This is a genomic window from Streptomyces sp. NBC_00572 (assembly GCF_026341815.1).
GTDB lineage: Bacteria > Actinomycetota > Actinomycetes > Streptomycetales > Streptomycetaceae > Streptomyces.
On record NZ_JAPENX010000001.1, the window covers coordinates 2,290,971 to 2,304,704 of the forward strand.

Genomic DNA, 13,734 nt, shown 5'->3' on the forward strand with positions numbered 1-13,734 from the left:
CCTTCTTCCTGGTGGGGTTCTGCCTGAGGGCCCTACGTGAGCCATTCTCCCAGACGGAAGAGCACTCTCCGAGGTTGTCCACAGGCGGGGAAATCACGTTGCGCGCCCATGGGACACTTGACAAGCGATTTAGACGCGCAGAACTCCCCGAACTCAACAGGAACGGAAGCTCATGGCCTCGGTCCCTTCCCTCGCTTCGACCGTGCAGCAGCGCCTCGCGGACGGCCTCTCGGCAGCTCTGCCGGACGCCGCGTCCGCCGACCCGCTGCTGCGACGAAGCGACCGGGCCGACTTCCAGGCCAACGGCATCCTGGCGCTGGCCAAGCAGCTCAAGGGCAACCCGCGTGAGCTGGCGACCCAGGTCGTCGCCGCGATCCCGGAGAACGACGTCCTGGCGGAGATCGAGGTGTCGGGCCCCGGCTTCCTGAACATCACGGTCACGGACGCGGCGATCGTGCGGACCCTCGCGGCCCGCGCGGCCGACGCCCGGCTCGGCGTGCCGTTCAACGAGTCGGCGGGCACGACGGTCATCGACTACGCCCAGCCGAACGTGGCCAAGGAGATGCACGTCGGCCACCTGCGCTCCGCCGTGATCGGCGCCGCGATGGTCGAGATCCTGGAGTTCACCGGCGAGAGCGTCGTCCGTCGCCACCACATCGGCGACTGGGGCACCCAGTTCGGCATGCTCATCCAGTACCTGATCGAGCACCCGCACGAGCTGGACCACAAGGCCGAGGACGGCGCCGAGGTCTCCGGTGAGGAGGCCATGTCGAACCTGAACCGGCTCTACAAGGCCTCGCGCGCCCTCTTCGACTCCGACGAGGAGTTCAAGACCCGGGCCCGCGCCCGCGTGGTGGACCTGCAGGCCGGCGACGAGGAGACGCTCGCGCTCTGGCAGCGGTTCGTCGACGAGTCGAAGATCTACTTCTACTCGGTCTTCGACAAGCTCGACATGGACATCCGGGACGGCGACGTCGTCGGCGAGTCCGGCTACAACGACATGCTGGTGGAGACCTGCCGCATCCTTGAGGAGTCGGGCGTCGCCGTCCGCTCCGAGGGCGCGCTGTGCGTGTTCTTCGACGACGTGAAGGGCCCGGACGGCAACCCGACCCCGCTGATCGTCCAGAAGTCCGACGGCGGCTTCGGCTACGCGGCGACGGACCTGTCCGCGATCCGCGACCGGGTGCAGAACCTGAAGGCGACGACCCTGCTGTACGTGGTCGACGCCCGCCAGTCGCTGCACTTCAAGATGGTCTTCGAGACGGCCCGCCGGGCCGGCTGGCTGAACGAGGACGTGAAGGCCGTCCAGCTGGCCTTCGGCACGGTCCTCGGCAAGGACGGCAAGCCGTTCAAGACCCGTGAGGGCGAGACGGTCCGGCTGGTGGACCTGCTGGACGAGGCCGTGGACCGGGCGACGACGGTCGTGCGCGAGAAGGCCGAGAAGGTGGGCCTGGCCGAGTCGGAGATCGTCGAGAACGGACGGTACGTGGGCATCGGCGCGGTCAAGTACGCCGACCTGTCGACGTCCGCCGCACGCGACTACAAGTTCGACCTGGACCAGATGGTCTCGCTGAACGGCGACACCTCGGTGTACCTGCAGTACGCGTACGCGCGTATCAAGTCGATCTTCGGAAAGGCCGGCGACCGCACGCCGCTCGCCCACCCGGAGCTGGAGCTGGCCCCGGCCGAGCGCGCGCTCGGCCTGCACCTGGACCAGTTCGGCGAGGTCATCGCCGAGACGGCCGCGGAGTACGCCCCGCACAAGCTGGCCGCGTACCTCTACCAGCTGGCTTCGCTGTACACGACGTTCTACGACCAGTGCCCCGTCATCAAGCCCGCGCCGGCGCAAGAGGTGGCGGAGAACCGCCTCTTCCTGTGCGAGCTGACCGCCCGCACCCTGCACCAGGGCATGGCGCTCCTGGGCATCAGGACGCCCGAGCGCCTCTGACGCTCCGAGGCGAAGCCCCTGGTACGGATCACCGTGCCGGGGGCTTCGTCGTCAGCGGATGGTGTGCGAGGTCCGGCCCGACACCTCGTCGATCTCCGTGTGGGCCTTCTGGAGCAGCTGGGAGGCGAGGTCCATCAGCGCGCGTGCGCCGGCGATCTCCTCGCCCACCCTCAGCTGGTCCGGGTCGGAAGGGTGACGGTTGGCGGTGCCGTGGGCCCGGAACTCGGTCCCGTCGGTGAGCCGGACCATGGCCGCGGCCCGCGTCCGGTCGCCTTCTTCCTTGAACTCCATCTCCACATGCCATCCGACAAGCGTGTGCATCATGAGGACCACCTCCAGCGAGGTACCTGTCGGCTACCTCTCCAGGGTGCGCCGCCCCGTGCCGCAACACCACTCGCTCCGGTTGTCAGTGGTGCCCCGTACGTTCTCCGCATGGCGATGATCCCGAACCAGCTGCCCAAGCTCGTCTCCGATCCGACCGGCCGTTCCCTCGGCCTCGACCTGCCGCCCGGCGCCCTCACCGGCCCGGCGGACGCCCCGTACCTCTGGTCGGGACGCGGTGCGGCGGGGCCCGCGGCCTGGAGCGCGCTGCGGCCCGCGGCCCGCACGGCGGGGCTGCTGCCGGTGCTGCTCGGCGGGAAGTGGGACCTGGACCGGTGGGAGCTGATGCCGGAGCGGATGAGCGACCCGGCCGACCACGACGCCGCCGAGGTCCTCGCCGAGTTCTGGGAGGCGAACGCGTCCGACGAGATACCCGGGAACTCCGGCTGGCCGGGCCTGGCCCCGGAGCTGCCGTACGACTCGGACCCCGACAGGACGGCGGCCGCCGTCGCCGAGATGCTGACGGAGCCGGGCTTCTGGCTGGAGGACGCCCGCCCGGCCTTGGTCCCGGCGCGGCGCAGCGCGGACATACCGGCGGTGATCGGCTGGACGGGGCCGCTGAACCACGAGAACGACGTGGCGCGGCTGTGTGCGGTGCTGCGGTCCTGGGAGGACCGTTTCGGGGCCCGTGTCGTCGCGCTGACCTTCGACCAGCTGGTGGTCTCGGTGGCGGCCCCGCCCGGGACGGTGGAGGAGGCCGAGGCGGTGGCGGCGGAGCACTTCGCGTTCTGCCCGGACAGCATCACCCAGGGCGACCACGACGGCCTGCGCGGCTACGCCCGGACGGGGCTGCTGGACAGCCCCGTCTGGACCTTCTGGTGGGACTAGCCCGGCCGAGCCCCGGCTAGCCGCGCGCGGCGGACAGCTTCTGGGCGACCTCGGTGGCCCAGTAGGTGAGGATCATCTGCGCGCCGGCCCGCCGGATGCCGGTCAGGGTCTCGAAGATCGCCCTGTCGCGGTCGATCCAGCCCTTCTCGGCGGCGGCCTCGACCATCGAGTACTCACCACTGATCTGGTACGCGGCGACGGGCACGTCCACGGACTCGGCGACCTTGGCGATCACGTCGAGGTACGGCCCCGCAGGCTTGACCATCACCATGTCGGCACCCTCCTCCAGGTCGAGGGCGAGCTCGCGCAGGGACTCCCGCAGGTTGGCGGGGTCCTGCTGGTAGGTCTTGCGGTCGCCCCGGAGGGAGGAGCCGACTGCCTCGCGGAAGGGGCCGTAGAAGGCGGAGGAGTACTTCGCGGTGTACGCGAGGATCGACACGTCCTCCTTGCCGATGGTGTCCAGGGCGTCGCGGACGACGCCGACCTGGCCGTCCATCATTCCGGAGGGGCCGACGACGTGGACGCCGGCGTCGGCCTGGACCTGGGCCATCTCGGCGTAGCGTTCCAGCGTGGCGTCGTTGTCGACGCGGCCGTCGGCGTCGAGGACGCCGCAGTGGCCGTGGTCGGTGTACTCGTCGAGACAGAGATCGGACATGATCACGAGCTCGTCGCCGACCTCGGCGCGGACGTCCCGGATGGCGACCTGAAGGATCCCGTCGGGGTCGGTCCCGGCCGTCCCCGCCGCGTCCTTCTTCTCGTCCTCGGGCACCCCGAAGAGCATGATCCCGGAGACCCCGGCCTCCACCGCCTCGGCCGCGGCCTTCCGCAGGGTGTCGCGGGTGTGCTGGACGACCCCGGGCATGGCCTGGATCGGCACGGGCTCGGTGATCCCCTCGCGCACGAACGCGGGGAGGATCAGGTCGGCGGGATGCAGCCGCGTCTCGGCCACCATCCGCCGCATGGCAGGCGTCGTCCGCAGCCGCCGCGGCCGCGCCCCGGGAAAGGATCCGTACGAGTTCATGACCCCGAGGCTACGCCCGCCCGAAGAGTGCTTTTACCGACCACTTGTGGGCATGCGCTCCCGCCCCCCGCTGCGGGGCATGCACTCCCGCCCCACCCCTCGCGGTGGGTACAACGCCCCCAGTGCCGGCGCCCCACCCGTACCCGCACCACCAGGCCCTGCAAAGCCAAAGGGGCGGGGCCCAAGAAAGGCCCCGCCCCCAGGAAACACCCGACTACGTCGTCCGCCGTCGCCTGGCGCCAGGCCGCCGCTCACTGGGCCGGGTCACAGGATCCCCCGCCTCAAGCGCGGCCTCCCGCCGCCGCAGACCGAAGTCCGCCAGCGCCTCCGCCAGCTTGTGCACGGACGGCTCGGGCGACAGCACGTCCACCCGCAGCCCGTGCTCCTCGGCGGTCTTGGCCGTGGCGGGACCGATGCACGCGATCACGGTCACGTTGTGCGGCTTCCCGGCGATACCGACCAGGTTCCGCACGGTCGAGGACGACGTGAAGAGCACGGCGTCGAACCCGCCCCCCTTGATCGCCTCCCGCGTGTCCGCCGGCGGCGGCGAAGCCCGTACGGTCCGGTAGGCGGTGACGTCGTCGACCTCCCACCCGAGCTCGATGAGCCCCGCGACCAGCGTCTCGGTCGCGATGTCGGCCCGCGGCAGGAAGACGCGGTCGATCGGGTCGAAGACCGGGTCGTACGGGGGCCAGTCCTCAAGCAGACCGGCCGCGGACTGCTCCCCGCTCGGCACCAGGTCCGGCTTCACACCGAAGTCGACGAGCGCGGCGGCCGTCTGCTCGCCCACCGCCGCGACCTTGATGCCGGCGAAGGCACGCGCGTCGAGCCCGTACTCCTCGAACTTCTCCCGCACCGCCTTGACCGCGTTGACCGAGGTGAAGGCGATCCACTCGTAGCGTCCGGTGACCAGGCCCTTGACGGCCCGCTCCATCTGCTGCGGCGTGCGCGGCGGCTCGACGGCGATGGTCGGCACCTCGTGCGGCACGGCGCCGTACGAACGCAGCTGGTCGGAGAGCGACGCGGCCTGCTCCTTGGTGCGCGGCACGAGCACCCGCCACCCGAAGAGCGGCTTCGACTCGAACCACGACAGCTGGTCCCGCTGCGCCGCGGCGCTGCGCTCGCCGACCACGGCTATGACCGGCCGGTGGCCCTCGGGCGAGGGGAGGACCTTGCCCTGCTTGAAGACCTGGGCGATGGTGCCGAGCGTGGCGTTCCAGGTCCGCTGCCGGGTGGTGGTGCCGCCGATGGTGACGGTGAGCGGGGTGTCCGGCTTACGGCCGGCCGCCACCAGTTCACCGGCGGCGGCGGCCACCGAGTCGAGCGAGGTGGACACGACGACGGTGCCGTCGGAGGCACCGACCTCGGTCCAGCACCGCTCGTCGGCGGTGCGGGCGTCGACGAAGCGCACGTCGGTGCCCTGCGCGTCACGCAGCGGCACACCGGCGTACGCGGGTACGCCGACGGCCGTGGCCACGCCGGGCACGACCTCGAAGGGGATGCCCTCGGCGGCGCAGGCGAGCATCTCGGCTCCCGCGTTGCCGTCGAGGCCGGGGTCGCCGGTCACCGCACGGACGACCCGCCTGCCGCCCCTCGCGGCCTCCATGACAAGATTGGCCGCATCCCTCAACACGGGGACACCGGCGGTTGTTGACGCCTCGTCAACAACCGTCAGCTCCGGCGTGCTCACCCCCGCGCGCGCGTGGCACCGAACGACCTCGAGCACCTCCGGCTCGGCGATCAGGACATCCGCTCCGGCGAGGGCCTCGACGGCCCTCAGGGTCAGGAGTCCGGGGTCACCGGGTCCTGCGCCGAGGAATGTGACGTGCCCATGGCCTGCAAAAGCCGGGGACAGCGGGCTGGTGGTCGGGCTGGTGGGGTTCAAAGTGCTCGCTCCCCCATAAGACCGGCCGCACCCTTGGCGAGCATCTCGTCCGCGAGTTCGCGTCCGAGCGCCATGGCCTCGTCGTGCGAGGTGGGTACGGGTCCGGTGGTGGACAGCTGCACCAGCGTCGAGCCGTCGGTGGTGCCGACGACGCCGCGCAGGCGCATTTCGGTGGCAACCTGCCCGTGACCGGGGTCGTCGGCCAGCAGGTCGGCCAGCGCACCCACAGGTGCGGAGCAGCCGGCCTCCAGGGCGGCGAGCAGGGATCGCTCGGCGGTCACGGCGGCCCGGGTGAGCGGGTCGTCGAGCTCGGCGAGCGTGGCGACGAGTTCGGCGTTGGACGCCAGGCACTCGATCGCCAGGGCCCCCTGGCCGGGGGCGGGCAGGACGGAGTCGACCGACAGGTGGTCGAGCGACAGGGAGCCGGTGAGCTCCGCCGTCCCGCCGATGCGGTTGAGGCCTGCCGCGGCGAGAACCACCGCGTCCAGTTCTCCGCTGCGTACGTAGCCGACCCGGGTGTCGATGTTGCCCCGGATCGGGACGCAGGTGATCTCCAGGCCGTGATTGCGCGCGTACGCGTGGAGCTGGGCCATGCGTCGCGGCGAACCGGTACCGATCCGGGCGCCCTTGGGCAGCCGGTTCAGCGTCAGGCCGTCGCGGGCGATCAGCACGTCGCGCGGGTCCTCGCGCTCCGGGATCGCGGCCAGCACCAGGTCGGGGTGCTGCGCGGTCGGCAGGTCCTTCAGGGAATGGACGGCGAAGTCCACCTCGTCGGCGAGCAGCGCGTCGCGCAGCGCGGCGACGAAGACGCCGGTGCCGCCGATCTGCGCGAGGTGCTCCCGGGAGGTGTCCCCGTACGTCGTGATCTCCACGAGCTCGACGGGCCGGCCGGTCAGCTGCCGGACGGCGTCGGCCACGTGCCCGGACTGGGCCATGGCGAGCTTGCTGCGCCTGGTCCCGAGCCTCAGTGCCCTGTCGGTCATACTCGCCCTCGGTTCTTGACGTCGGCGTCATTCAGGTCGGCCCGGCTGACAGAAGCCACCGTCTCCGGGTCGAGGTCGAAGAGTGTCCGCAGCGCGTCCGCGTACCCGGCGCCGCCGGGCTCGCTCGCCAGCTGCTTGACCCGCACGGTCGGCGCGTGCAGGAGCTTGTCGACCACGCGGCGCACGGTCTGGGTGATCTCGGCGCGCTGCTTGTCGTCGAGGCCGGGCAGCCGGCCCTCGAGCCGGGCGACCTCGCCGGCCACCACGTCGGCGGCCATGGTGCGCAGGGCGACGACGGTGGGGGTGATGTGGGCGGCGCGCTGGGCGGCGCCGAAGGCGGCGACCTCGTCGGAGACGATGCCGCGCACCTGGTCGACGTCGACGGCCATGGGCGCGTCGGCGGAGGCCTCGGCGAGCGACTCGATGTCGACGAGCCGGGCACCGGGGATGCGGTGGGCGGCGGCGTCGATGTCGCGGGGCATGGCGAGGTCGAGCAGGGCGAGCGGGGTGCGGCGGCCCTGTACGGCGGTCTCGATGTCGGCCCCGGTGAGGACGAGGCCGGTGGCGCCGGTGCAGGAGACGACGACGTCGGCACGTGTCAGTTCGTCGCCGACGGCAACCATATCGACCGCGTGGGCGGTCACCCCCGTGCCACCGGGCTCGCTCAGGATCTGGGCGAGCCGCTCGGCGCGGGCGAGGGTGCGGTTGGCGATGACGATCTCGGAGACGCCGGAACGCGCGAGCGTGGCGGCGGCGAGCGAGGACATCGAGCCGGCCCCGATGACGAGTGCCTTCTTGCCCTTGGCCCAGGTGTCGACGTCGGTGCCGTCGGCCAGCTGCTCAAGACCGAAGGTGACGAGCGACTGTCCGGCCCGGTCGATCCCGGTCTCGCTGTGGGCGCGCTTGCCGACCCTCAGGGCCTGCTGGAACAGGTCGTTGAGGAGGCGGCCGGCGGTGTGCAGCTCCTGGCCGAGGGCGAGGGCGTCCTTGATCTGGCCGAGGATCTGGCCCTCGCCGACGACCATGGAGTCGAGCCCGCAGGCCACCGAGAAGAGGTGGTGGACGGCCCGGTCCTCGTAGTGCACGTAGAGATAAGGGGTGAGCTCGTCCAGGCCGACGCCGCTGTGCTGCGCGAGCAGCGTGGACAGCTCGGCGACACCGGCGTGGAACTTGTCCACGTCGGCGTAGAGCTCGATGCGGTTGCAGGTGGCCAGGACGGTGCCCTCGGCGGCCGGTTCGGCGGCGAGGGTGTCCTGGAGGAGCTTGGCCTGGGTGTCCGCCGCGAGGGCTGCCCGCTCCAGGATGGAGACGGGGGCGCTGCGGTGGCTGAGGCCGACGACGAGGAGGCTCATGCCGGCATCACGGCGGGGACGTCCCCGTCGGGTCCCTTGCGGTTGCCGCCCGTGGCACCACGGGGGGCCGGCGGCGCGGCGGCCGTGGCGGTCTCCGCCTCGGCGCCCGCGTCGGCCTCGGCGTTCGACTCCTCGCCGGCCTTGCGCTGCTCGTGGAAGGCGAGGATCTGCAGCTCGATGGAGAGGTCGACCTTGCGTACGTCCACGCCGTCGGGCACGGAGAGCACGGTCGGGGCGAAGTTCAGGATGGAGGTGACTCCGGCGGCCACGAGCCGGTCGCAGACCTGCTGGGCGACACCGGCCGGGGTCGCGATGACGCCGATGGAGACGCCGTCCTCCTCGATGATCTTCTCGAGGTCGTCGCTGTGCTGGACGGGGATCCCGGCGACCGGCTTGCCGGTCATCGCGGGGTCGGCGTCGATCAGCGCGGCGACACGGAAGCCGCGGGAGGCGAAGCCGCCGTAGCCGGCGAGCGCGGCACCGAGGTTACCGATACCGACGATGACGACCGGCCAGTCCTGGGTGAGCCCCAGCTCGCGGGAGATCTGGTAGACGAGGTACTCGACGTCGTAGCCGACACCGCGGGTGCCGTAGGAGCCGAGATAGCTGAAGTCCTTGCGCAGCTTCGCGGAGTTGACCCCCGCCGCGGCCGCGAGCTCCTCGGAGGAGACCGTGGGTACGGAGCGCTCCGAGAGCGCGGTGAGTGCGCGGAGATACAGCGGAAGCCGGGCGACGGTGGCCTCGGGAATTCCTCGGCTACGGGTCGCCGGTCGGTGAGTTCGGCCAGTTGCCACGGTGCTCCTGCGGGATGAGCGGGGCTGCAGGCGGCCATATGTCCCAAGACCGCCCCGTCGAATGCAGGCTATGTCTTTGTGAACGCGTGCACAAAGATGGTGTCCGTTTTGTCCGGCCAAAGTGACCGGGGTCACGCGGCTGGTTCGCATCGTCACGGAACCGCGCGGCGTGTCAGCGCGTTGAGAACCCGAAGGGGGCAAAACCGCACACTCTCCTCACGATGCCGCCCCCGAAGCCCAACAAAACGTCCACGATGGTAGCCGTCTTTCGGTCACGCACCCAGTTCGCGCCGGAGCCGCCCGGCATCGACACGCCAGAAGGTGTGCTGCTCTCCATCGACCAGGACGACGGGAATCTGCTCCCAGTACGCCCGGTGGAGCTCCTCGTCCTGGGTGATGTCCTTCTCCTCCCAGCGCGCCCCCGTCTCCGCGCACACGGCCTCGATCACCGCGCGGGCGTCGTCACAGAGGTGACACCCCGGCTTGCCGATCAGCGTCACCGTGCGCGACCCGGCGTCCGTCTTCTTCTTCGTCCGTCCGAACATGACGTCCATTCTGTCCCGCCGGCCGCACTGACCCCCACCACGACCGGGCGCACGGGACACCGCCCGATTAACAGGGGAGCCCCACAGTGTTCACGCCCCGGCATCATCACAAGTCGGGAAGTACCGAACAGACTGGCTATGCTCACGGCATGGCCGCTCTGGGATGGCTCACCCCCCGTAGGCGCTCCGCCACCGCGCGCAGCGTCCTCGCAGGCGAGGCCGCTGCCGAGGCAGCGCGCAAGTCCTCGCTCCAGCTGGAACGGGAGCGGGAGGAGGCGGCGGCCACCGGGACCACGGAGGTCGAGGCGCCGCCCGAGCCCGAGTTCCCGGTCGTCGGCGACGTACGGGCGGCCGCGTTCTTCGATCTCGACAACACCGTGATGCAGGGCGCCGCGATCTTCCACTTCGGCCGTGGCCTGTACAAGCGGAAGTTCTTCCAGCGCCGCGAACTCGCCCGCTTCGCATGGGCGCAGGCCTGGTTCCGGATCGCCGGCGTCGAGGACCCCGAGCACATGCAGGACGCCCGCGACAGCGCCCTGTCCATCGTCAAGGGCCACCGGGTCTCCGAGCTGATGTCGATCGGCGAGGAGATCTACGACGAGTACATGGCCGACCGCATCTGGCCCGGCACCCGCGACCTCGCCCAGGCCCACCTGGACGCGGGCCAGAAGGTCTGGCTGGTCACGGCCGCCCCGGTCGAGACGGCCACGATCATCGCCCGCAGGCTCGGCCTGACCGGCGCCCTCGGCACGGTCGCCGAGTCCGTCGACGGCGTCTACACGGGCAAGCTGGTCGGCGAGCCCCTGCACGGACCCGCGAAGGCGGAGGCCGTACGGGCTCTCGCCGCCGCGGAGGGCCTCGACCTGAGCCGCTGCGCGGCCTACAGCGACTCGCACAACGACATCCCGATGCTCTCGCTGGTCGGGCACCCGTACGCGATCAACCCGGACACCAAGCTCCGTAAGTACGCGAAGGCCCGGGACTGGCGGCTGCGCGACTACCGGACCGGCCGCAAGGCCGCGAAGGTCGGCATCCCCGCCGCCGCGGGCCTGGGCGCCCTGGCCGGCGGTACGGCGGCCGCGGTCGCCCTGCACCGCCGCCGCCACTGAGGCCCGGCGCCACCACCGAAGCCTGCCGCCGCCACTGAGCCCCGGCGTCACCACCGAGGCCCGCCGCCGCCCATGCGACCCGGCACCGCTCCCCTTCCTCCCCGGCGCGCCGCGGACCTGCCGATACGTTTCGGCTGCGATCATCTGCGACAACCCCGGACCAGGCGCCCTCACCCGTCCGTGGTCGAACACCACCGCACAGGTCGACTCCCAGGCATTCGGGGCTCCTTACCCCGCAGCGGCCCCGATCACTCACCGGTCCCGCACTTGAGCACAACGCATCGCCCGCGCGATCACACTCGGAAGCAATCCGATCAACAATCGGTCACTAACCGCACCTTGATCCGACTGCAAGCAGTAACAGAACCGACGGAACCGGTGATTTGAGCAACTGGGTGTAGCGCTGCCTGTACGAAGCGTTATTCTCCTCAGACGCACAAAGGACCCCTCACGTCGCTACGACGGGTGAACGGTCCCGCACTGCACGTGATGGAAGCTCTGCCTCTGGGAGTCCCGTGTACCCACACGTCGGGGTTGACACCTCGGGCCTGGCTACGCTGCGCGCAACGGTCCTCGACCACTTGCGCGGCTTCGTCCCCACCGCGTACGCCGGCCCTGTCCCCGCCTTCGCCTTCGCCGCACCGGCACCCGCCGGCCCTTGCTATGCCCTGGCCGACGGCGGCGCCGCCGTGGGCAGACGCGGTGCCCGCTCCGCGACCTCGACCACCCCGCGCCGCCCCACCGCCGACAGCGACAGCGCCCGCATGATGGACCTGGTCGAGCGCGCCCAGGCGGGCGAGGCCGAAGCCTTCGGCCGCCTGTACGACCAGTACAGCGACACCGTCTACCGCTACATCTACTACCGCGTCGGCGGGAAGGCGACGGCGGAAGACCTCACGAGCGAGACGTTCCTGCGCGCCCTGCGCCGGATCTCCACCTTCACCTGGCAGGGCCGCGACTTCGGTGCCTGGCTCGTCACCATCGCCAGGAACCTGGTCGCCGACCACTTCAAGTCCAGCCGCTTCCGCCTGGAAGTGACCACCGGCGAGATGCTCGACGCCAACGAGGTCGAGCGCAGCCCCGAGGACTCCGTCCTGGAGTCCCTCTCCAACGCCGCCCTCCTCGACGCGGTCCGCCGCCTCAATCCCCAGCAACAGGAGTGCGTGACCCTGCGCTTCCTCCAGGGCCTCTCGGTCGCCGAGACCGCCCGCGTCATGGGGAAGAACGAGGGGGCGATCAAGACCCTCCAGTACCGGGCCGTCCGCACCCTGGCCCGCCTCCTCCCGGACGACGCCCGCTGACCGGTCCGCGCCCCCCACACACGCCCCCGCGGAGCGGCCCGCGCCCCCACCCGCGCCGCTCCCCCCACATCCCCACGACCCCCGCCCAACTCACAGTCGGTGACGCCTCGATGACGCACTGGTCCGATCATCTTTCGCGCGTAACCCAAGTGCCGCGCCGCTCGTTGTGCGGGATGCAGGCTCCCTGTGGACACGCCATGTCCGCAGCCACTCACTCTTTCGTGTGGATGCGCTCAAGGTGTGCAACCTTCCGGACACCCCGGGGAGTCGACCGTCATGACGAGAGGAGGTGCCGCCAGTGATCGCGAACGTATCGGCGCACCGGCGGGCGAACGCCTTCGCCCAGGCCCTGGAGGACCGGGAGTCCGAGGGCGCGGCGGCCGAGCAGCCGGAGACTCCGGCAGAACCGGCCGAGCGGGGGCGGCTGTTGGCCTTGGCGAACGGCCTCGGCGAACTGCCGAAGCCACAGCTGGACCCCGAGGTCAAGGTGGTGCAGCGAGCCCAGCTCGTCGCCGCCATGGAAGCGATGCTCATGGAGGGGAGCGCGGCCGGGAGCCCCACGGTGCCCGAGCAGCGCACCGCCGGCGGCAAGGGAGCCCACCGGGCATCCCCACTTCGGAAACTGCGACCCCGCTCCCGCTGGACGAAGGGCCTCGCCGCAGGCGGCCTCACGGTCGGTGTGGCGGCGGGTGCCTTCGGCGGAGTGGCGGCTGCCAGCTCCGACGCGCTTCCCGGTGACTCGCTCTACGGGCTCAAGCGAGGCATGGAAGACATCAAGCTGGGAATGGCGGACGACGACGCGGACCGCGGCGGCATCTACCTCGACCAGGCATCCACCCGCCTCAGCGAGGCCCGCAGACTCATGGAACGCGGCCGCTCAGGCGACCTCGACCACGAGTCCCTCACCGAGATCCGCCGGGTCCTGGGCGGGATGAAGCACGACGCCACCGAAGGCCACCGCCTGCTCCGCCAGGCGTACGAGCGGGACGGCGGGATCGCCCCGATGGCCCGGCTCAACTCCTTCGCCCAGGCCCACCGGGACACCTGGAACGGCCTCCGCGACCGACTCCCCGTCCAACTGGCGGACGTCGGCAGCGAGGTCACCCACGTGTTCGACGCCATGGACGAAGAGGTCGAGCCACTCCAGTCCGTGCTCCCCCGCACCCCCGAGAAGGGCGCGATCGGCACGGAGAGCCCCAGCGGCAGCCCCAGCGCTCCGCGCGACCCCCAGGGCACGGACACCCAGCGTCCGCCGTCCACCCACGAGGCCCCGCCCTCGGGCAGCCACTCCGCACCGCCCCGCCCGTCCGGCCCGAGCACGGACACCAGCCCGAGCGCGGACGGCGGCACCGACTCGCCGGAGGACGACGGTCTCCTCGGCGGCAGCGCCGGCGGCCTGCTCAAGCCCCCCACCCCGACCGGCACACCGACCGACCCCACGGACGGCCAGACGACACCCGAAATGCCGGACGTGACCATTCCGCCCATCCTGCCGGGCCTGCTTCCAGGCCTCGGCATCGACAGCGAGGACGCTCGCTAACAAGAAGAAGGGGCGCCCCCACGGACGGGGGGCGCCCCTTCTTCCTT

General features: G+C 71.3%; 12 protein-coding genes. 5 read left to right on the forward strand and 7 right to left on the reverse strand.

Annotated features, from left to right (window positions below; genetic code table 11):
• Window positions 1-172 precede the first annotated feature (172 nt).
• Entirely contained in the window at window positions 173-1,948 is a 1,776-nt protein-coding gene (gene argS / locus OG514_RS10380) for an arginine--tRNA ligase (RefSeq protein ID WP_266893131.1), read from the forward strand.
• A 51-nt stretch (window positions 1,949-1,999) separates the two neighbouring features.
• On the opposite strand, the gene OG514_RS10385 is transcribed toward argS, so the two are convergent.
• Window positions 2,000-2,269: a DUF1876 domain-containing protein gene (locus OG514_RS10385; RefSeq protein ID WP_266900816.1), complete on the reverse strand. Its 270-nt coding sequence runs from the start codon at window positions 2,267-2,269 to the stop codon at window positions 2,000-2,002.
• Between the two features lie 111 nt (window positions 2,270-2,380).
• On the opposite strand from OG514_RS10385, the gene OG514_RS10390 reads away from it, so the two are divergent.
• Window positions 2,381-3,157 (forward strand): DUF4253 domain-containing protein, encoded by a 777-nt coding sequence (locus OG514_RS10390; protein ID WP_266893133.1) that lies wholly within the window; start codon window positions 2,381-2,383, stop codon window positions 3,155-3,157.
• A gap of 16 nt (window positions 3,158-3,173) precedes the next feature.
• On the opposite strand, the gene hemB is transcribed toward OG514_RS10390, so the two are convergent.
• The 6 genes from hemB to OG514_RS10420 form a co-directional block, all read right to left on the reverse strand.
• Window positions 3,174-4,178 carry a porphobilinogen synthase gene (gene hemB, locus OG514_RS10395; RefSeq protein ID WP_266893135.1) on the reverse strand — a complete coding sequence of 335 codons (1,005 nt, stop codon included), beginning with the start codon at window positions 4,176-4,178 and terminating at the stop codon, window positions 3,174-3,176.
• Window positions 4,179-4,392: 214 nt separating this feature from the next.
• Window positions 4,393-6,063, reverse strand: a complete 1,671-nt coding sequence (locus tag OG514_RS10400) for a uroporphyrinogen-III synthase (RefSeq protein ID WP_266893137.1) — start codon at window positions 6,061-6,063, stop codon at window positions 4,393-4,395.
• A complete protein-coding gene (hemC, locus tag OG514_RS10405) occupies window positions 6,060-7,046 on the reverse strand; it encodes a hydroxymethylbilane synthase (protein ID WP_266893139.1) in 987 nt (328 codons plus the stop codon). Before hemC ends, OG514_RS10400 begins: the two co-directional genes overlap by 4 nt.
• Window positions 7,043-8,398, reverse strand: a complete 1,356-nt coding sequence (locus OG514_RS10410; RefSeq protein WP_266893141.1) for a glutamyl-tRNA reductase — start codon at window positions 8,396-8,398, stop codon at window positions 7,043-7,045. Before OG514_RS10410 ends, hemC begins: the two co-directional genes overlap by 4 nt.
• Window positions 8,395-9,192, reverse strand: a complete 798-nt coding sequence (locus OG514_RS10415) for a redox-sensing transcriptional repressor Rex (protein ID WP_266893143.1) — start codon at window positions 9,190-9,192, stop codon at window positions 8,395-8,397. The genes OG514_RS10410 and OG514_RS10415 overlap by 4 nt, the downstream gene beginning before the upstream one ends.
• 272 nt (window positions 9,193-9,464) lie before the next feature.
• Complete coding sequence (locus OG514_RS10420; RefSeq protein WP_266893145.1) at window positions 9,465-9,746, reverse strand: glutaredoxin family protein; 282 nt, start codon at window positions 9,744-9,746, stop codon at window positions 9,465-9,467.
• A 140-nt stretch (window positions 9,747-9,886) separates the two neighbouring features.
• Here OG514_RS10420 and OG514_RS10425 point away from each other — a divergent pair, with 140 nt between their 5' ends.
• The 3 genes from OG514_RS10425 to OG514_RS10435 all read left to right on the forward strand — a co-directional run bounded on the left by OG514_RS10425 (window position 9,887) and on the right by OG514_RS10435 (window position 13,687).
• Window positions 9,887-10,846 carry an HAD family phosphatase gene (locus OG514_RS10425; protein ID WP_266893147.1) on the forward strand — a complete coding sequence of 320 codons (960 nt, stop codon included), beginning with the start codon at window positions 9,887-9,889 and terminating at the stop codon, window positions 10,844-10,846.
• A gap of 515 nt (window positions 10,847-11,361) precedes the next feature.
• On the forward strand, window positions 11,362-12,147 hold the full coding sequence (locus OG514_RS10430; RefSeq protein ID WP_266893149.1) for an ECF subfamily RNA polymerase sigma factor, BldN family: 786 nt from the start codon (window positions 11,362-11,364) through the stop codon (window positions 12,145-12,147).
• A gap of 298 nt (window positions 12,148-12,445) precedes the next feature.
• Complete coding sequence (locus OG514_RS10435) at window positions 12,446-13,687, forward strand: DUF5667 domain-containing protein (protein ID WP_266893151.1); 1,242 nt, start codon at window positions 12,446-12,448, stop codon at window positions 13,685-13,687.
• Window positions 13,688-13,734 lie beyond the last annotated feature (47 nt).

Bases quoted from the DNA above. Each gene is read 5' to 3' on its own strand.
- argS (WP_266893131.1), top strand. From the start codon at position 173: ATGGCCTCGGTCCCTTCCCTCGCTTCGACCGTGCAGCAGCGCCTCGCG.
- OG514_RS10385 (WP_266900816.1), bottom strand. From the start codon at position 2,269: ATGCACACGCTTGTCGGATGGCATGTGGAGATGGAGTTCAAGGAAGAA.
- OG514_RS10390 (WP_266893133.1), top strand. From the start codon at position 2,381: ATGGCGATGATCCCGAACCAGCTGCCCAAGCTCGTCTCCGATCCGACC.
- hemB (WP_266893135.1), bottom strand. From the start codon at position 4,178: ATGAACTCGTACGGATCCTTTCCCGGGGCGCGGCCGCGGCGGCTGCGG.
- hemC (WP_266893139.1), bottom strand. From the start codon at position 7,046: ATGACCGACAGGGCACTGAGGCTCGGGACCAGGCGCAGCAAGCTCGCC.
- OG514_RS10410 (WP_266893141.1), bottom strand. From the start codon at position 8,398: ATGAGCCTCCTCGTCGTCGGCCTCAGCCACCGCAGCGCCCCCGTCTCC.
- OG514_RS10420 (WP_266893145.1), bottom strand. From the start codon at position 9,746: ATGGACGTCATGTTCGGACGGACGAAGAAGAAGACGGACGCCGGGTCG.
- OG514_RS10425 (WP_266893147.1), top strand. From the start codon at position 9,887: ATGGCCGCTCTGGGATGGCTCACCCCCCGTAGGCGCTCCGCCACCGCG.